Consider the following 18,482-nt stretch of genomic DNA (forward strand, 5'->3'; position numbering starts at 1 on the left):
CGCATGAAAAAACTACTTGTTCTATTCTTTGTCTGCACCGTTAGTCTAAGTATTGCCCAAACTAAAATGCCCGAACGCTGGAGCCAGGCCAAAGCCGAGGCCTGGTACGCCAAACAACCCTGGCTGTTCGGCTCCAATTATAACCCGGCCAGCGCCATCAATCAGTTGGAAATGTTTCAGGCCGAAACTTTCAATCCCAAAGAAATAGATAAAGAGCTGGGTTGGGCGGAGGATTTGGGAGCAACTACCGCTCGAGTCTATTTGCATGATCTGCTATGGCAGGATTCGACGGGCTTCAAGAAGCGCCTTGATCAATTTCTGGACATCGCCGCCAAACATAAGATCAAACCTATGCTGGTACTTTTCGACTCCTGCTGGGACCCTTTCCCGAAACTGGGCAAGCAGCATGAGCCTACGCCCGGCGTGCATAATTCTGGCTGGCTGCAAAGCCCCGGCGCGGATGCGCTCACCGATGTTTCACAATATCCTCGCTTGAAAGCTTACGTACAAGGGGTAGTTGGGGCATTTGCCAATGATCCCCGAATATTGCTTTGGGATGTTTGGAACGAACCCGATAACACCAACGATAGTAGTTATGGCAAAAACAAACTCAAACAGGAACCCGAGCGTAAGCGGGAAATCATCACCAGGCTACTACCTGACGTGTTTGCCTGGGCGCGCGCCGTTAACCCGACGCAGCCGCTATCGTCCGGCACCTGGATTTTTAATAAAAACCGCGATGTAAGCGATCCGAAGAATTGGAGCGCCATGGAAAAAATTCAGTACGAAAACTCCGACATTCTGACTTTCCATCATTATAACGGTCCCGCAGAATTTGAGCAGGTTATCAAGCAATTGAAAACCCAAAACCGCCCGATGATCTGCACTGAGTTTATGGCGCGGGGTAACGGCAGCAAGTTTCAGACGCACCTGCCCATTGCCAAAAAGTACAATGTAGGTATGATCAACTGGGGCTTTGTGGCCGGGAAAACCCAAACCTACCTGCCCTGGGATAGCTGGCAGAACCCGTACACCAATGGCCGTGTGCCAAAAATCTGGTTCCACGAAATTCTGAAAAGCGACGGGACAGCCATTGATCCCGAGGAAACGGCGGCAATCAAGAAAGCCACGGGTAAATAATTATGAGTGATGAATGATTTAACTTTCATCACTCATCACTCTCTTTTTACCCTTTTGCAGGATTCAGAATGTTGTCAATCCGCACCAATGCATCCTGAATATGGTAGCGGGAAAGATCGTCTTTGTAGCGATTTTGGGCGCTCTTCAACTGTTGCTGTAACTTCACCAGTTCACCGCGGGCGATGGAACGGATGTCCGATTGACTGATATCCACCGGGGTGACCGTTCTGCGGCCAGAGGGCGGTGTTTCGTTGAGCAGGTAGTTTATCCGATCGAGGTAGGCCTTTTGCAGATTACGGCGGTAAATGTCGATGGCTGAGCCTGTATACACTTCTTTCCAAATCCCGCGCTGGAGTTGATTGACCATGTCAAGCGCGTTGTATTTTACATCGTTTACTTCGTTTTCCATGAGCCGGGCCAGCCGATCGGGTGAGAGCAGGCCGTTCAGGTGCCGCACTTGGAGGGACCGAATCTCGTCCACGTAGTTGGCGTGATGAATATTGCGCGAAATTTTAGCTTCGTGCAGCCATTCTGGTGAAGAGAAGGCGTTGTCGAGTAGCCAGTTCACGGAGGTAGTTTGCGTTTTGGCATCCACCGGAACAAAAATAAATCCTTCCTGATTGGGTTTCAGGCGATTTTCATGTACTCCGCCAACGTTGGTCGCTACATGGCCGATGTAGCGGCTCCAAACGCCCAGCAACTCGTCGTACAATTCTTCCAAATCATCGTAATCATTCGTTTTCTCAGCCGTCCATTCGTAAAGTTTTGGAGCCACGAGTTTCAGGTTTTTCAAGCCATAAGTACTGGCCAATACCAGATCTGCTCCCACATTTTCGGTTTGACTTTCCGGGTCGTAACCTCCGCTTCCACTGCCAAATTGGTAGATTGGGTCGCCCGATTTTTCATTGATCCACTTCGAGAGCGTCGGTACTTCGGCTTCGGCGCTTTTAGCGTCGGGCAGATAGCGGTAGCCCCAGTTGATGACGTAGTGATCGTAAGGGCCAAGTTGCCGGACAAAGCGAATTCCTTTGTCGCCAGGCTGCGCCACGTAGTTGTAGCGGGCGTAGTCCATGATGGTAGCCGCAATGCCGTATTTCTGGGTAAAGGCTCCCGAACGTAACGAATCCGTGGGATAGGCTGAACTGGCTTTCATATTGTGCGGCAGGCCCAGAGCGTGGCCGACCTCGTGCGTAATAACCTCCTTCATCATCTCGCCAAGGTCGTCCATCGGCGTATCGAGGGTGCGGGCGGAGGGATTGGCCGCGCCCGTTTCCAAAAGATAGCGGTTTCGGTAGGAGCGAAGGTGGTTGTGGTACCAGATGATGTCGCTCTCGATGATCTCGCCCGAACGTGGATCTGACACGCTCGGCCCGACTGCGTTGCGGGTGGTACTTGCTACATATCTGATCACCGAATAGCGAACGTCCTCCGGACTGAAATCGGGGTCTTCTGCTGCGGTAGGAGGATCTTTGGCGATGATGGCATTCTTGAAGCCGGCTGTTTCGAAAGCTTCCTGCCACTGCTCCACGCCTGCTTTAATGTAAGGGCGCAGCTTTTCGGGCGTGGCCGGGTCGAGGTAATAGACGATCGGCTTGACAGGTTCCACCAACTCGCCACGGCGGTAGGCAGCGATGTCTTTCGGAACCAGATTCCAGCGACGAATGTAGGATTTCTCGTCGGCTTTGAGGGCCTCGGAGCCGTAATCGATTTGCCTGATGTTGAAGTAGCCTACGCGGTAATCGTCAATGCGCGGCTGCATGGGTACTTTCGGCAAAAGTACCATCGACTGATTCATCAGCAAACTAATGGCTCCCGTCTCGGAATTGGTAGGTGGCTCGGCAGCATCGAAAGTGAAGTCCTGTTTCACTTCGATGTTCAATGGAAAACTCTTGGCACTCTGAATGAAACTACGGCTGTCGTCCAGCTTACTCACTTTGTAAGTCTTACGCATCTCGGAATCAAGGCCGCTGAATGTTTTTATATCGCTACTCAGAAACTTCGTCACATCAATGACGTAGGCGGAAGAATCCCTGGATAGCGCGGCGATGTCAAAGGCGTAGATCGTTGGCTGGTAGTTGTTGGCCTGCACCGAAAGATTGATGGGTAACGAATCGGCGGCCACCGAACGGTACGATTTGGTTTTCAGCACAATTTTATCGCCAAATTTTTGCCACTCCACCATCTGCTCGTTCACCGACGAACCCGCATTGACATAACCGCCGCCCAGCCCGGAAGGTAGGTTGACGAAGCGACTGACCCAGAGAAAGTCACGCTTGAGTAAAGAGTCCGGTATTTCATAAAAGTACTTTTCACCCACTTTATGAATGGTGAATACGCCTGAATCGGATACGGCCTCTTTGGTAATGACCGCTTTGTAAGACTTCATGCCCGTTTTGGGTTTAGCCTTATCCGTACTGTCAGATTTTGTAGCGGAGGTAGTCGTGGCCGTCTGCGGGGCCTTTGTGGTAGAACAGGAAAACTGTAGCAAAGCCAGTAAGCAGGCCAAACTAGCTGTCCGGTAAAATATTGACATGAGTTTTTTGGGTTATTTAAAGAAAAAAGTGGTACTTGATTTGGTGCGATAAATATAGGTCGCCTTTCTCGAAAAAATCCATGAATTTTCGCTTTATACTTCACATGCGTCTGTTTTTATTCCTAGTAACCATGATGTTTTCAATTTGTGGTAGTGCCCAGCCTGACCTGATCCCGGCAGATGTCTACCGGTGGAACGAGGTTCCTGTAACCAGGAACACGCATTCGCAGCAACGTACTTTTCTGGAAGGCACTACACCCGCATTCCGGCACTTGAAAGTACACGCTACTACGGTACCCGCAGGACAAGCCGCTCATCCCGGACATGCCCACCCCGATGAGGAGCTCATCATTGTGAAAGCAGGCCAGCTCACGGTCACTATCGCCGGAAAAACTGAGACCCTCAAAGCTGGAAGCGTGGCCCTGATTTTGCCTGATGACTTTCATGGCTTTGAAAATCGGGGAGACCAGCCCGTGAGCTACTACATTATGCGCTATGAGGCTAGGGCTCCAGACCCCAAACGGGCTGCCAATGCGGGGCAATCATTTGTAAGGCACTGGAACGACATGGAGTATAAGGCACATGATAAGGGAGGCCGCCGTAATGTTTTTGATATGGCCACACCGCAGTCCGAGCGCTTTGAAATGCACATCACTACATTGAACGAGGGCCTGATGAGCCATCCTCCCCACACTCACAAGGCCGCCGAAATCCTGCTGCTGATCGAAGGCGAGGCCGAGGAAAGTATTAATGGAAAATGGATATCCGCTGGGGTGGGGGACATCATCTTCCTGCAATCGCAGGTTCCGCACGCCATCCGCAATACCGGTAAGGGTGCCTGTACCTACTTTGCTTTTCAGTTTGAATAAGTTATAGACCCAACTTTAAGTGAAAGCGAGTTTGTTTTTGGAGTGAAGAAAACAAAAAAAGGCGTTGGATGAATTCCAACGCCTTTTCCACTAAGAATCAAAATTTTACAAGCCGAATCCGAGAGCAAAGCCTTTAACGCCAGCTGGGAAATCAGAAATCCGGAATGCCGAACCGTTGGTAAGGTTAATCTTATAAAGGCCAGAAACGCCACCTACGGTCAACAGCGCATAAGCATCCCCGGTAGTCCCTCCGATGTCGAAGCCATTGGCTGCATCTACTGTCACGCCCAGGCTGCCGATCTCCTCAAGACCCCCATCGTTGGGCGGATTTTGCTTATATAGCTTGTTGGTCTGGCTGTCAATGTCGTATAAAACCGTTGAGGTAGTGCCGGCAAAGCTGTTGGTGTACGCGGCTCCGTTGATAAATGGTGTAACGGTGCCCGATACAGGCGTAAGGGTGCCATCTGTGATAGCCGCTCCCGTAGTTACGTTCACGCGCAGGTTCTGGCGGGTGTTACTTACGATTCGCAGGCGATCCGCCACGGGGTTGAAGTCCACTCCGAAACTAGTGCCGTCCAATGCCACACTAAGTACCGACAGCATGGAGGCCGCACCGTTAGACAGGTTGATTGCGTACAAATTTCCGTTGCTACCCAGCGCGTGGAGCTGGCCATTTACGGGCCGGAAATCGATTCCTTCGATCGTTACGCCAGTTGGCAGACCGGTGATGCTCCGGGTGAGGCTGGTTATCGGAAACTTCTTAGGATTGAAGATATGAAGTGTATTGTTAAGATCGACAGCGTACGCCACAGGGTTCGTTGGAATAGCAATTCCGGTGATCGTTCCTGAGGGCAGATCGCCCAATTTTTGAAGTTTACCAGTCGCTAGATCAACGTAAGAAAGCTCCCATTTGCCGTTAAACATCACTGATGCAATGCCGTAGTTATCATCAGCGGAAAGGTCAAACCCACCGACCGCGCTGATATCGATGCCCAGGGGGCCGATATCTTTCAACCCGCCATCGTTGGGCGGATCCTGCAGGTACAATCTGTCCGTAGTTGCGTCGATATCATAAAGCCTGGTCGTGGTAGTTCCGGCAAAGCTGTTGCTGTAAGCCACCGCTGCCACCATCGGGTTTGGATAGCCGTTCAGGTTACCGTCAATGGAAACTACCGCTCCGGTTTCGGGGTGCAGACGCAAATCCTGGGTCGTGTTGCTAACCAGCCTGATGCGATCGACGGTAGGGTTGAAATCGAAACCAAACATGGTACCTTCAATGGCAGGCGTGAAGGGGCCCGTGCCAAGTGCGGTAGCCGCGCCGGATTGAAGGTTGATGTGATAAAGCCGGCTTGATGAGCCTACGCTGTAAAGCTGTCCGGTAGCGGGACGAAAATCAATACCCAGAATCGTTTCACCGGGCTGCAGGCCACTAATCGTAAGGGTGCGCAGGGGAGCCGAAGTGTTCCGAACGTTTAACTCGTAGAGTTGATTGTTGTCGGTAAGCGCGTAAAAAATCTGATCTGGAAGGGTCGGTGCAGCGGGTGGGAGACGGTGGTCTTCACACGACTGGAGTACCAGGGCCATGAGGAATAGGCCAATCGGTAGGGTCAGAACCCATTTTTGCAAGGATTTTTTCATAGTAATGTGGTTAGTTAATTGTGTTTAGAGATGGTAGTTCGCCGATATACGTACATTGTTTAAAAATGGATTTTTCAGATCGGCATTTTTTGAAATTTTCCGCCGGAGTACGATTATAAAGGTGACTAATTATGGTGGTAAGAGCGTATTCTGCCAGGCGATCGGACGGTATGCGGGAGTTGCTCCTTCTTACTAGAAGAGCGTCAGAGATCAATTTCAGATAATGTAAGTTGCTTTAAGAGAACTTTGGCTGCCGGGGATTTGGGGGTTACCTTTGCACCAGAATTGTAAGTACCTAATTTTCTCTCCAATCAAAATGAAAACCATACTTTCAGCCGCTCTATTATTCATTGTTTCACTTGCCGCCTGCAATAAGAGCGCAGAACAGGTTAAAGAAATTGAAGAAGAGGTGATGGCGATCCACGATCAGGTAATGCCAAAAATGAGCGACATCATGTCTTTGAAAAAACAGCTTTCGGCCAAAATGGTGGAGCTGGATAGTCTGCAACAGGAGGGCGTGAGCAGCACAACGCTGGCTGAGCAAAAAATGAAAGCCATGGAGCTCAGCCAAGAACTCACCACGGCGGACAGCCTGATGATGGAGTGGATGTATCAATACCGGGGGGATTCTGCCAAGGCGCTTCCGGCGGGCGATGCCCTGGTGTACTTCCGTTTGGAAAAAGACAAAATCACCGATGTGCAGAAAAGAACCAACCAGAGCCTGGAAGCCGCACGGGATTTTTTGAAATGATTTTTAAAAAAATAATAGTAGGCCGATACGTGATGAAGAAAATACTGAATGGTAGTTTGACTTTGCTGGTGATGTTGGTTGCAATCCTGGGGTGCGATAACGAACCCAAGAGGCTGCCGATTTTGGGAGAGAGGGATGCTGTGACCAAAGAAGTGGATGGTAAAGTGGTTACAGACACAATTTACAATACCATACCTGACTTTGCATTCGTCAATCAGAATGGCGATACGGTTACGCAGAGAGATGTGGCGGGAAAAATCTACGTTACGGACTTTTTCTTTACTTCCTGCCCTACGATCTGTCCCGTAATGAAACGGCAGATGATTAAGGTTTACGACGAGTATAAGGACAATCCTGACTTCATGATTTTGTCCCACAGCATAGATCCCGACCATGACACCCCTGAAGTCCTGAACAAATATGCCTCGGATTTAGGCGTGGAAGGTACCCAATGGGAATTTTTGACGGGACCCAAAGAGAAAATCTACGACATCGGTCAGGGGCACTACCTCGTGACGGCCAAAGAAGATGAAGCCGCCGAGGGGGGCTACATTCACAGCGGGGCATTTGTGTTAGTAGATAAAGACCGCCGCGTAAGAGGCATGTACGATGGTACCAGTGAAGAAGGCACTGAGAAACTGATACAGGATATTAAGGTCTTGCTGGCTGAATATGAGTAACGCTTCTATGATTGTCAAGGTACTTTGTGGACTCATTGCTCAATGCATTGCTTCATTGCTGAAAGGCTCGTCAGGATTTTTTGCAGGAGCTTTCTTCATAATGGCCTTTTCTTCTTGTCAAAGTACGGATGAGTTAAAGAAGGAGCAGTATTATTCGGAGGGATACCAGCTGTATACGGCGAATTGTGCCAACTGCCATCAGGCTGATGGTACGGGGCTGGCCAATCTATATCCGCCCATTAAGGGGTCTAGCTACCTGGACAGAAATGCTGACTTAATCTGTATCATCAAAAATGGCCTGGCCGGTGAAATCCAGGTGGCGGGTAAGACGTACAATCGTCCCATGCCAGCCAACCCCAAACTAGCCGACATCGAGATTGCCGAAATCGTGACCTACGTAAACATTACCTGGGGGGGGGATTCCACCTACACGCCAACGGATTCGGTGACCGCCATACTCAGCCGCTGCGAAATCAACCAGGAGTAGGGTGTTTGTGAGAAGTTTGAATGCTGGTCGGAAGTGATCAAATTAAATTGGCCACTACTGCAAACCGGGGTCCACGTCGAAAATACCGTAGGGTTTGCGGATGGTCATGGCGGTGAAATCCTGGTTCGCATCCATACCTTTCCCTTTTGTGTAAGAACCCGTGATCAGATTATCAATCACCACATTCTCCTCGGTAAAAACCTTGCGGGTCGTGGGGTTCCAGTAAAGTTCCGGCGTTTTTAAACGACGCTGTTCTACTTTATTGATTACCACTACATTTCCTTTCACGATGTACAGATTCCGAGCGTTATCAAAGCGACCGGAATCCGATCGTAAAGTCGTAACTACCTGTCCATTTTTGGTATCAAAAAACTTAATATTGACCGTGTCGGGAAAAACCTTGTCCTCGTTCTGATACCGGTACTGAATGGGCGTTTCGACTTCTACCCGCTGCTGACCTTCTTCACTGTATAGCAATTGTACATCGAAGATTTCTTCCAGAGGCCCCTGATACAACTCCACTTCGGGTTCTGGTTTCTCCGCACAGCCAATAAGCGACACGGCGACAAAGCTGCAAAGTAGCAAAGCGCCAAAGCGCCAAAGCGGCAAAGTGCCGGAGTACTTAAGTTTCGTTATTGTGTTACTAGACCGCATAAAGTATGGTTTCCAAACCAGACCGGGTTTTTGAAGCTTCTGAACTATGGAAATTGGTGTAAACATTCACTCCCCTGAGCTTTGTCGCTCCGTGGTTCCTTAATCGATTCTCACTTTTGAGAACCAGGAATTATCGACCAGTGTAATGCCCAGAACTATCTTACCGTAACGTTCCTGAATAGCCTGGTTGCTGACGACCCCACGTTGGCCCGCAATGAACGAAAGTGTGAACGAGTTGGGAGAGTTACCGTTCAGGCCCACCGGGAAAGTACCGCCAATGGACAGGTTCGTATCTTTCAACTGCGCTCCATCAGGACTGTACGGCATACTTCCGGTACTGAAACCCAGCCGATACTCCACTTTCTTAAAGTAACCCGCGCTGGCCACCAGGTCGGGAATGTATTCCAGGCCGAGGTGAACGCGTCCCGCATCGACCAGCCCATCGTTGTTCCCGGCAAAGCTGCGGTACTGCGACCAGTTCTGCCGCGAATAGTCCACGGCAAGCGTGAGTTTGTAGGGCCACTCCAAGCTTGCCCCGATTCTGTACTGCGAGGGGAGATGAATGCCGCCTTTCGCGTTATTGGAAAGGGTATCGGGCAGGCCGACGGCAAAGCTGTTGTTGGTTAGCTCGAAACTCGTCGTCTGCCGGGCTTTCAGATCGGTGCCGAAGCTGTAAGTACCCCCCAGGTTCAGGTTCAACTTATTGTCTTTTTTGATGGGTATCCTTACTGCCGTTCCGGCACGAAAGAAGAAATCCGAGTAGCTGTTGCGTTCGGTGCGGCTTACCAGATAGTCGGCCCCGTCACCGATGAGTAACTGCGACTCAGAAGCCCGGCGCACGTTGCCGAACAGGTAAGAGGATTCCAGGCCAACGCTGACGTATTTGCCCAGTTGGAAGGCATTGGTGAGCGACACCTGATTGATGGCGCCTTTGCCCGAGTAATAGTAATAAGTATCGTAAATGGTACCTGACACCTTGCCGCTGCTTCGGCTTTCGAAATCGACAAAGCTGTAAGGTTTCAAGCTAAGACCAAGCGACCAGCGCTTTCCCGCCGGAAGCGATAAGGCCAGGTAACCGATGTTGGCCCCGAAGTCCCGCTGGGAGGCATTAGGTGCTTTGATCTCCTTATACTGGCTGATGGCTCCGAACTCGAAAGTCGTGTACCGGTTGCGCACCCATAGCGCAGGGTTGAGATTGTTGATATGGATGCCGTTGCTGGTGCTGACCCCGGCACCTCCCATCCCCTGGTTGGTCGAGAAGGCATCGCTGTACGATTCTCCGACCCCTAAAACGCTGTAGGGGGAGTTGCCGAGCCCTTGCGCCTGGACACTTGCATTGCTACCCACAAAAATTAAGGCACCTATCACCAGGGCCGTAATTGACTTATTGTTTCTGTAAATTGACATTATAAATTAAAATACGGTTCAATCCAATGAGTACCAGTTCAGGCACCACCGATACAGGTACCTGGAAAATATTGGTAAAATAAGAAGCGTCGCCGCCGCAAAGTACCACCCGGCATTCGGGGGTAGCGGCGCGGTGCGCCAGAATAAGGCCGTTCAATTCGGCAGCCAGGCCGTTCATGACACCACTTAGCAGAGCTTTCCGGGTACTTTTCCCCACCAGCGGTGCTGCCCTTTCCGGTTCAACAAGCGGAAGCCGCTGGGTAAACGAATGCATGGCTTTGAATCGCATACGCATTCCCGGAGAAATGGCCCCACCCTGAAAGCGTCCCGCCCGATCCACCAGGTCGTAGGTGATGCAGGTTCCCATGTCGATCACCAGACAATCTTCCTCTGGAAAAATCTCTACCGCCCCCACTGCCGCCGCGATGCGGTCGGCACCCAACGTGTCCGGAGTGTCATAGTCCCTCACAATGGGTAAGGGTGTCAGGCTGTTTAGAGTCAAAACAGGGACATTTGGTTGGAGCGCCTCCCGAATTTTTTCCACTTCGTGGCTCACCGACGAAAAAATCACGTGTTTTACTGCTACCGAACGAAGTGTATCCAACAATTCAGGGAAAGTCAGCTGTGATTCATGGCGCCGGAGTTCGTTGCCTTCGAACCAGCCGACTTTGGAAAATGTATTGCCTGCGTCCACCACTAAGTTCATAATTCCGCAAAAGTCCCCTTTTATTTGGACATAAACTAACTGATTGCGTAAAAGGAATATGGATTTGAACCATTCCCAAGCACTTTCAGAGCAGGGGATATTCCACATACACCAGTAGCCCGGAACGAAATACGCGGGATTTGCATTTGTGAAAACATAAGCATATATTAGCGACCAGCGTCTCCCACCTATATTCCAAGAAGCCAAATCTAGTTTTTGAAACAACTTGTTTCGTTCTTTTACGTTATCCATTAAATTTTCGGGGCAACTTCAATCCAAACAAAAGCGTCCAAAATTGTAATTTGGCGAAATTGCGTTATCATTGCACCCGATTCCAGCATTTGCCATTCCCAAGACACTTTTCCCTAACCCTCGTGCGGACTTCCCCAGGGTTGCCTACCTCCTTACCTGATTCACTCCCGTTTACTTCATCATCCGTATTGGATGCGATTTTTACAGTCATTGTTTCAACCGATTAAACAGTCAATCTAATCATTACTAATACCCTACCCGGTAAAGTCTTTCTTTACTCCCAATTCCCCTATGCTTACAATTGATGAATTGAATTTGAAGCTCCTCTCGGAGTTGCGCACGATCGCGGAAAAATTTGCCATTAAAGACTACGGCAAGCTTTCTAAAAAAGAACTCGTTTACAAGATACTTGGTCAACAGGCCGTGATGCCTGGTGAAATCGGGTCAGAAGGGGTTGAAGCCGCCGTGGCCGAACCCAAGAAAAAGCGTGCCCGCCGTCCGCCTGCAGCTGACATCGAAGGGTCAGACAAGGCGGATAAGCCGGATTCTGAAGAATCTGATGATAGAAAGAAACCCAAAGCGCCGGCCCGCCGCAAGGCAACGGTCAAGGTTTCCTCACGCTCGGTAAAGGCTGCCGATCAGGAAGAACCAACACCTGTGACCGCCGAAAGAGGGGAATCTCCGGAAGAAACCAATCCTACACCGGTAGCCGATCCACCCAAAGCTAAAAAGCAGGAAGCAGCGCCAGCGAAAGAAGTCCCAACGAGAGAAAAAAAGGACAGGCCCAGTGCCGGTGCTGATGAGCAGGAAGGGGAGTCGAAAGAGGGAGACGCAAAAACGGTCAATACAGACAAAGTACCTCGTCACAAAAACAACGACCGTCAACCGAATGCCGATCGGCCGAGTAGTAACGACCGGCAACACAGTCAATCCCGCGAGGACCAAACCAACAAGATAAAGCGCAACTACAACAATTATGTGCGTGAGTTTGATGGCCTCATTACCAACGAGGGGGTTCTGGAGATCATGCAGGATGGAGGCTACGGCTTCATGCGCTCGGCGGATTACAACTACCTGGCCAGCCCTGACGATATCTACGTGTCACCTTCGCAGATCAAACTTTTTGGTTTGAAAACGGGCGACACGATTAAAGGGCAGATTCGCCCACCGAAGGAAGGTGAAAAATATTTCGCTTTGTTGCGTGTGGAACTGGTCAATGGTAAAACCACGGAGGAAATCCGCGACCGGGTGCCTTTCGAGTACCTGACGCCATTATTTCCCGAAGAAAGGCTTAATCTGAGTACGCGCCCTGACCAGTACTCTACCCGGGTGCTCGACCTGTTTGCGCCCATAGGTAAGGGACAGCGGGGTATGATCGTGGCCCAGCCCAAAACGGGTAAGACGGTGCTTCTGAAAGAAATTGCCAACGCGATCACCCGCAACCACCCGGAGGTTTTTCTGATCATACTATTGATCGACGAACGCCCCGAAGAGGTGACCGACATGCAACGCAGTGTGCGGGCCGAAGTGATCTCATCTACGTTTGACGAACAGGCCGATCGCCACGTGAAAGTGGCCAGCATTGTGCTGGAAAAAGCCAAACGTATGGTGGAGTGCGGTCACGACGTCGTGATACTGTTGGACTCTATTACGCGCCTGGCGCGGGCTTACAACACCGTGGTTCCTTCGTCGGGTAAGATTCTTTCGGGTGGTGTGGACGCTAACGCGTTACATAAGCCCAAACGCTTTTTCGGAGCGGCCCGCAACGTGGAAAAAGGCGGTTCACTGACCATTATCGCTACGGCTCTGATCGACACCGGCTCCAAAATGGACGAGGTGATTTTTGAAGAATTTAAGGGAACCGGCAACATGGAACTGCAACTGGACCGCAAGCTTGCCAACAAAAGAGTATATCCTGCTATCGATGTGGTTGCCTCGGGCACCCGCCGCGAAGACCTGCTGCTCGACAAAGAAACCATGCAAAAAGTGTGGATACTGCGCAAGCACATGTCGGACATGAACGCCATGGAATCCATGGACTTCCTGCTCGATAATATGAAAGGAACGCGCAACAACGAAGAGTTTTTGATCTCGATGAACCGTTGAGTTTCCATTTTTTCAAAAAAAAGCCCGCTTTTTCTTCGAGAAGCGGGCTTTTTTTGATTATATACGCTCAATGCTTTGCTTTATAGGGAGTAATTCAATTCTTTGGGTGACATTTTGCCAGACTGCCCGTCTTTAGAAGCTACCCTGATTTCCTGTAAAATTATGTCAAATAATAATGCACCCTGGTGGATTGCGCTGGTCGTATGGATGGGCCTGGCTGCCTATTGGCACGTCTGCCAGATCAAGGAACTCTGCTACGAACCGGCTCCTGCCACGACAGTAGTAGTAGAGACACCGGAAACGGATCCGCTTTACATCAGGGATGGCGGTGGACTTGATTTGCGGGCGAATGGTAATTTCGGATTTGCGAAGTCCGGTGCAGAGGCCGATATGAGCCGCGTCAGGGCTGAACTTGATTCGCTGGCGGCGTACCTCGCGGCTAATCCCGGCAAAAGACTCAACATCGTCGGCTCCTATTCTTCTGCCGAAACCAACGCGACAACTTTTACAGATTTGGGTATCGCCCGCGCTGAAAATGTCAAAGCATACCTTGTGAGCCAGGGCGCCAATGCAGACGTGCTCGCAACCAGCAGCCAGCTCGTGGACGGTACGGGATTCGGTGCTGATTCTTTGCGTGGCGGAATTGATTTCGTTGTCAGAGATCCCCTTCCAGACTCGGAAGAAGGCCTTGCCAATGCGCAGAAATACGAGAGCGTGTTCAAGCCGATGGATTTGTACTTTCCGACCGCTAGTGCCAGCTACATCAAGACAGATGCCAACCGGAAGTTTGTCGAGGAGGCCCAAAAGTACCTGGCCGCAAATCAAGGCAAGAAACTTCTGCTCACCGGCCATACCGACAACGATGGTGACGACGATACGAATATGAAGTTGTCCAAACAGCGGGCCGAGGCAGTGAAAAGACAATTGATTCGCCTGGGGATTTCTGCCCAGCAACTCGTGACCGACGGTAAAGGCGAAAATCAGCCCAAAGAATCCAATGACACTCCGGAGGGGCGCCGTGCCAACCGTCGCGTCGATATTGTAGTTCAGTAGAATTTGTGTTGTACCTGTGGAAGAGTTTATCAGATGATTTGCGCACGAATACGACCCTCCGCCTCGACCACTTAACTAACAAACCATCCCTGCTATGTTTGATCTGAACCCTCTTAACAATTCCAATGCCTGGTGGCAGCATGTGTTGATGCTGGTTGGAGCCGGCATACTCGGCTATATCATCGGTTACCGGAGTCGGCGCGGTACGATTGCAGAACTGGAAGAAGAACTCGCAGGCCTGGATGAACAGCTTGATGACTGCCAGAAATCTCAGAAAAACGTTGCCCCGCCTGAAGGCCCGGCGGTGACTGTTCCCCCGGTTGCTGCAGAGGCAGAACAACCCGCTCCACTTCCCGTGATGGAAGTGCCAGCCGTGGTTGCACCTGAGCCAATGGATACGATTGTTGCCCCTGTGGCCGATTTGCCCGCAGCACCATTAAAACATGATAACCTGAAAATAGTGGAGGGAATCGGCCCGAAAATCGAACAGTTGCTGAACAAGGAGGGAATCATCACATTTCGCCATTTGAGCGAAGCCACCAATGAGCGCCTGGTAGACATTCTGCGGGCGGGAGGATCCCGGTTTCATATGCACGACCCTGAATCATGGCCGCAGCAGGCTGAACTGGCTGCCGACTGCAAATGGGATGAGCTCAAAGCCCGACAGGAAGCATTGAACAAGGGTCGCCAATCCTAAATAATAATTCTATCCAAGTATGTTTCTTCTACAACTCGAACCTCTAACCCGCCCGGTCGCGATATCAGAAATCCTGATTCTGTTAGCCTCGGCTGCTTTCATTGGATGGCTGCTGGCACGCTTGCTTTTGTCCGGACAAATCAGCGGGCTGCGTGCCTCCATTGCCGAGCGTCGTACTGAGGTCAATGATTGCCAGGCAACCCTGGCCGTAACCACCCCGGTTGGGGCGGCTGCACCGGTAGTGAGTAGTTATGCGGCGCCCGTTGCCCCAAAGGTGACTTTGCCGACCGAATCCGTGAGTACGGTGGCCACAGTGCCCCCCATCCAATCAGCGGCTGATAACCTCAAATTAATCGAAGGGATTGGTCCCAAGATTGAAGAATTGCTCAATGCCGATGGCATCCGGACATTTGCCAAACTGGCGGCAACAGATTCCGGGCATTTGGCTTCATTACTCCAGGCGGCTGGGGCACGCTTCCAAATCCATAACCCCAAGACCTGGCCACAGCAAGCCTCGCTCGCCCGCGATGGCAAGTGGGATGAGCTGAAAGCCTTGCAGGAACAGCTCACGGGAGGGAGGGGTTGAACAGGTAGTTTGGCCAGGTTTCTTACCCTCAATCAGCTTCCGTGGACTCCATTATCCAGATACAGAATCTTACCAAGTCTTACGGCAACAATCTTGTGCTGAAAGGGATTGACCTGGACGTGCAGTCAGGGCAAATCATTGGCTACATTGGCCCCAACGGCGCAGGAAAGTCCACTACAATCAAAATTCTGACGGGCCTGCTGACCGAATACGGAGGATCGGCCAAAATTGCGGGTCTGGAAGTGAGTCAGCATCCTCTTGAAATAAAGCAGATGCTCGGCTATGTTCCCGAGAATGCCGTAATGTATGACACCCTGAGCCCGGCGGAGTACTTCCGGTTTTTGGGGAGTCTTTACGGCTTGGATCGTAGAGATACAGAACAGAAAGGGGGCGAGCTGTTGCGGATTTTTGGCTTGTATGACAACCGTAACAGCCGCATGACTTCGTTCTCCAAAGGCATGAAGCAGAAGGTATTGCTGATTTCAGGCATGATCCACAACCCCCAGATTATTTTCCTCGATGAGCCACTTTCCGGGCTGGACGCCAACTCGGTTATTCTCCTGAAAGAAATCCTGCAACGGCTGAGCCAAACCGGAAAAACACTTTTTTATAGCTCGCACATTATGGAAGTGGTTGAGAAAATCTGTGACCGGATCGTGCTGCTCAAAGAAGGTGTGGTAATTGCCCATGGTACTTTTCAGGAATTGCAGAAGCAGCAGCACTCGGGTACATTGGAACAGCTCTTCAACCAGCTGACTGGCAACAACGAGCACCTGGCGCTGGCGGATGAGTTTGTCCAAATCCTCAGCGAATGATATGAACCGACTTATCCTTGGGTTGCTCGATCTTTTTGGTCCTTTGTTCAGGCGGATGGGGGTAGACTACCCCCAACTTCGGGCTATTCTGGATGTGAAGCTAACCATGGACAACCGCCGCTCGCGGACAGGCTTCAACGGACAGGAAACCAAAAACAGCAACTGGGGTTTTGTCTGGACGCTGGTCATCACTTTTGCCATGTCCAGCTTCATTGCCCTTCTGGTGTACTTTTGGCCCGCCCATGCTCAGGCCTACGCCGTAGTCACGGCATACGGGATGATCATCGTCACGATGATCTTAATCACTGATTTCTCTCAGGTCATCCTCGATGGCTCCGACGGCCTCATCATCCTGACCCGGCCCGTCACCAGCAAAACCCTGTTCACCTCCCGAATCGTGCACGCGGCAGTGTACCTATTGCAATTAGCCTTAGCGGTGGCTTTGCCAAGCTTTTTTGCCACGTTGTTGAAATTTGGCCTGGGGGCGGGGCTCATTTTTTTAATTTCTTCGCTGCTGGTTTCAATCTTATCGGTGCTGTTTACCACAGTTCTGTATTTATTGATCATGCGGTTTTCTTCCGTAGAGCGAATGCAGAACATCATCAACGGCTTACAGATCATCGTTGTAATCTTGGTTACAGTTGGCTATCAGTTCATTGGAAGGCTGATTGATTTCGAGGACTTTGCAAACACTAAGGCGCTTTCTGTTGCCTGGTGGCACTACCTGGCTCCGCCGATGTGGGTGGGACACGTGATGAGTGCCACCATAGGCGGGTACTTTGGCGTGCCGACACTACTTTTTGCAGCTCTTTTAGTGGTGGTTCCCATTCTGGCCGTCCGATCCATGAGCGGTGGCCTCGTCCGAAGCTTCGGAAACCAGGTCGGCAACCTTGACGCAGTAGACACAAAGAAAAAGGAAGAAGTTGAGGTGGGTCCTAAGCGCAGTGTTCCTGAACTTCTGTCCGGGGTTTTTACTCGTACGGCCACGGAACGCGCCGCGTTCGAGCTGGTATGGAAAATTGGCTCCCGCGACCGGAAATTTAAGCTAAGAGTGTACCCAAGTATGGCCTATTTCCTGATAATCGGTCCCCTGATGTTTTTTAACCGGCCGGGGGAGACACTTACACAAATGATGGAAGCCACTGCCCAATCAGAGTACCTGCGCATCCTGTTGATTTACGTTTCCGCATTGACGATGGTCGCCGTCAACCAGAACCTTCCTTTTTCCGACCAATTTAAAGCGGCCTGGGTTTACCACGTGGTTCCAATGCCTCGGCCCGGTGAATTTCTCAGCGGCATGATGTGGTCGGTGGTGGCCAAATTCATTCTGCCCATCTACCTCGTTGTGGCTCTGGTGGTAACTTTCGTTTGGGGGGTGGATAGTCTCGACGATGTAATCCTTGGTGCTCTGGTGGTGCTGGTTTTCCAGCAAACAGAAATTCTGGCCACCCGCAGCGTGCTGCCTTTCAGTCGCGAGTTTACCAAATCGGGGAGCGGGAAGTTCATTCGGGTGCTGGCCCTGAGCATTTTCGTGGGAATCTTTGGTTGGGCGCACTGGGCGTTAAGCCAAACCTCCTATGTGATCTTAGTGATGGTTCCTTTTGCGTTTTTTCTGGTGTTGTTTTTAAATAGAGAAATCAGAAAACTAGGCTGGGACAAAGTGGAAGTTTGAGAGAAAAAGTGAATGATTAAGCGTAGGGGTTGAGTCACTTGCTTTGAAAAGGGGTGATGAAATTAGCATCATCTTGCTTGAAAAAATAAGCATTCGGAAAATGAAAAAGATTAATATTGGACTTGATCCAAAGGTTTTTATTTGTTGCCGCTCTTAGGGGCGGCCATTTCTATTGCTGGGTTTATTTCAAAAGATAAGGTGCTGGCCGATAACGACATTGGTCGATACCAGGGAGTTGCCGGCGAACGGGGGTTCATTATCCTGGATACCAAAACAGGCCAATACATCCTGGATTCAAAGGTCGGGTATGGCGCAGAAATGAAATGGATAAGAGATTTTATCACCTCATTCAGGAACGGAATAGACAAAACTAAAAAGTGAAATGTATAGGTATTCAAATATGTAGTTGAACTATCTCGCTGAAAACTGGTAAATT

The 18,482-nt window shown here is 50.6% G+C and carries 17 protein-coding genes; 12 read left to right on the forward strand and 5 right to left on the reverse strand.

Annotation, left to right across the window (positions count from 1 at the left end):
* The first annotated feature begins 3 nt into the window (after positions 1–3).
* Positions 4–1,140 (forward strand): cellulase family glycosylhydrolase, encoded by a 1,137-nt coding sequence (locus tag IE117_RS17485; protein WP_189565768.1) that lies wholly within the window; start codon positions 4–6, stop codon positions 1,138–1,140.
* Between the two features lie 46 nt (positions 1,141–1,186).
* Here IE117_RS17485 and IE117_RS17490 read toward each other — a convergent pair whose 3' ends face one another.
* The gene (locus IE117_RS17490) at positions 1,187–3,673 is read right to left on the reverse strand and encodes a zinc-dependent metalloprotease (RefSeq protein WP_189565769.1); all 2,487 of its coding nucleotides are present in this window, start codon (positions 3,671–3,673) and stop codon (positions 1,187–1,189) included.
* A 131-nt stretch (positions 3,674–3,804) separates the two neighbouring features.
* Between IE117_RS17490 and IE117_RS17495 the strand changes: the two genes are divergently transcribed.
* A complete protein-coding gene (locus tag IE117_RS17495; RefSeq protein ID WP_229581067.1) occupies positions 3,805–4,542 on the forward strand; it encodes a cupin domain-containing protein in 738 nt (245 codons plus the stop codon).
* A gap of 105 nt (positions 4,543–4,647) precedes the next feature.
* Here the strand turns inward: IE117_RS17495 and IE117_RS17500 are convergent, their stop codons facing one another.
* Positions 4,648–6,180 carry a DUF4394 domain-containing protein gene (locus tag IE117_RS17500; protein WP_189565770.1) on the reverse strand — a complete coding sequence of 511 codons (1,533 nt, stop codon included), beginning with the start codon at positions 6,178–6,180 and terminating at the stop codon, positions 4,648–4,650.
* 316 nt (positions 6,181–6,496) lie between these two features.
* On the opposite strand from IE117_RS17500, the gene IE117_RS17505 reads away from it, so the two are divergent.
* From IE117_RS17505 to IE117_RS17515, 3 genes are read left to right on the forward strand one after another with little or no spacing between them, the layout of a single operon-like run.
* Positions 6,497–6,931 (forward strand): viral A-type inclusion protein, encoded by a 435-nt coding sequence (locus tag IE117_RS17505; protein ID WP_189565771.1) that lies wholly within the window; start codon positions 6,497–6,499, stop codon positions 6,929–6,931.
* Positions 6,932–6,963: 32 nt separating this feature from the next.
* Positions 6,964–7,611: an SCO family protein gene (locus IE117_RS17510; RefSeq protein ID WP_189565772.1), complete on the forward strand. Its 648-nt coding sequence runs from the start codon at positions 6,964–6,966 to the stop codon at positions 7,609–7,611.
* Positions 7,604–8,098 (forward strand): c-type cytochrome, encoded by a 495-nt coding sequence (locus tag IE117_RS17515; protein ID WP_229581070.1) that lies wholly within the window; start codon positions 7,604–7,606, stop codon positions 8,096–8,098. Before IE117_RS17510 ends, IE117_RS17515 begins: the two co-directional genes overlap by 8 nt.
* Positions 8,099–8,152: 54 nt before the next feature.
* Here IE117_RS17515 and lptC read toward each other — a convergent pair whose 3' ends face one another.
* The 3 genes from lptC to IE117_RS17530 all read right to left on the reverse strand — a co-directional run bounded on the left by lptC (position 8,153) and on the right by IE117_RS17530 (position 10,865).
* A complete protein-coding gene (gene lptC / locus IE117_RS17520; RefSeq protein ID WP_229581072.1) occupies positions 8,153–8,707 on the reverse strand; it encodes an LPS export ABC transporter periplasmic protein LptC in 555 nt (184 codons plus the stop codon).
* A gap of 144 nt (positions 8,708–8,851) precedes the next feature.
* Complete coding sequence (bamG, locus tag IE117_RS17525) at positions 8,852–10,159, reverse strand: BamG family beta-barrel-assembly machinery protein (RefSeq protein WP_229581074.1); 1,308 nt, start codon at positions 10,157–10,159, stop codon at positions 8,852–8,854.
* Complete coding sequence (locus tag IE117_RS17530) at positions 10,137–10,865, reverse strand: type III pantothenate kinase (RefSeq protein ID WP_189565774.1); 729 nt, start codon at positions 10,863–10,865, stop codon at positions 10,137–10,139. The genes bamG and IE117_RS17530 overlap by 23 nt, the downstream gene beginning before the upstream one ends.
* A 543-nt stretch (positions 10,866–11,408) precedes the next feature.
* Between IE117_RS17530 and rho the strand changes: the two genes are divergently transcribed.
* The 7 genes from rho (at position 11,409) to IE117_RS26270 (ending at position 18,427) form a co-directional block, all read left to right on the forward strand.
* The gene (rho, locus tag IE117_RS17535) at positions 11,409–13,223 is read left to right on the forward strand and encodes a transcription termination factor Rho (protein ID WP_189565775.1); all 1,815 of its coding nucleotides are present in this window, start codon (positions 11,409–11,411) and stop codon (positions 13,221–13,223) included.
* Between the two features lie 162 nt (positions 13,224–13,385).
* Entirely contained in the window at positions 13,386–14,276 is an 891-nt protein-coding gene (locus IE117_RS17540; RefSeq protein WP_189565776.1) for an OmpA family protein, read from the forward strand.
* A 94-nt stretch (positions 14,277–14,370) separates the two neighbouring features.
* On the forward strand, positions 14,371–14,973 hold the full coding sequence (locus tag IE117_RS17545; RefSeq protein ID WP_189565777.1) for a helix-hairpin-helix domain-containing protein: 603 nt from the start codon (positions 14,371–14,373) through the stop codon (positions 14,971–14,973).
* Between the two features lie 19 nt (positions 14,974–14,992).
* Positions 14,993–15,559, forward strand: a complete 567-nt coding sequence (locus IE117_RS17550; protein ID WP_189565778.1) for a helix-hairpin-helix domain-containing protein — start codon at positions 14,993–14,995, stop codon at positions 15,557–15,559.
* Positions 15,560–15,600: 41 nt separating this feature from the next.
* On the forward strand, positions 15,601–16,374 hold the full coding sequence (locus IE117_RS17555; RefSeq protein ID WP_189565779.1) for an ABC transporter ATP-binding protein: 774 nt from the start codon (positions 15,601–15,603) through the stop codon (positions 16,372–16,374).
* A gap of 1 nt (position 16,375) precedes the next feature.
* Positions 16,376–18,046 (forward strand): hypothetical protein, encoded by a 1,671-nt coding sequence (locus IE117_RS17560; protein ID WP_189565780.1) that lies wholly within the window; start codon positions 16,376–16,378, stop codon positions 18,044–18,046.
* A gap of 141 nt (positions 18,047–18,187) precedes the next feature.
* The gene (locus IE117_RS26270) at positions 18,188–18,427 is read left to right on the forward strand and encodes a hypothetical protein (protein ID WP_229581076.1); all 240 of its coding nucleotides are present in this window, start codon (positions 18,188–18,190) and stop codon (positions 18,425–18,427) included.
* Positions 18,428–18,482: the final 55 nt, after the last annotated feature.

The sequence above is a fragment of the Persicitalea jodogahamensis genome, assembly GCF_014651615.1.
GTDB classification, from domain to species: Bacteria; Bacteroidota; Bacteroidia; order Cytophagales; family Spirosomataceae; genus Persicitalea; species Persicitalea jodogahamensis.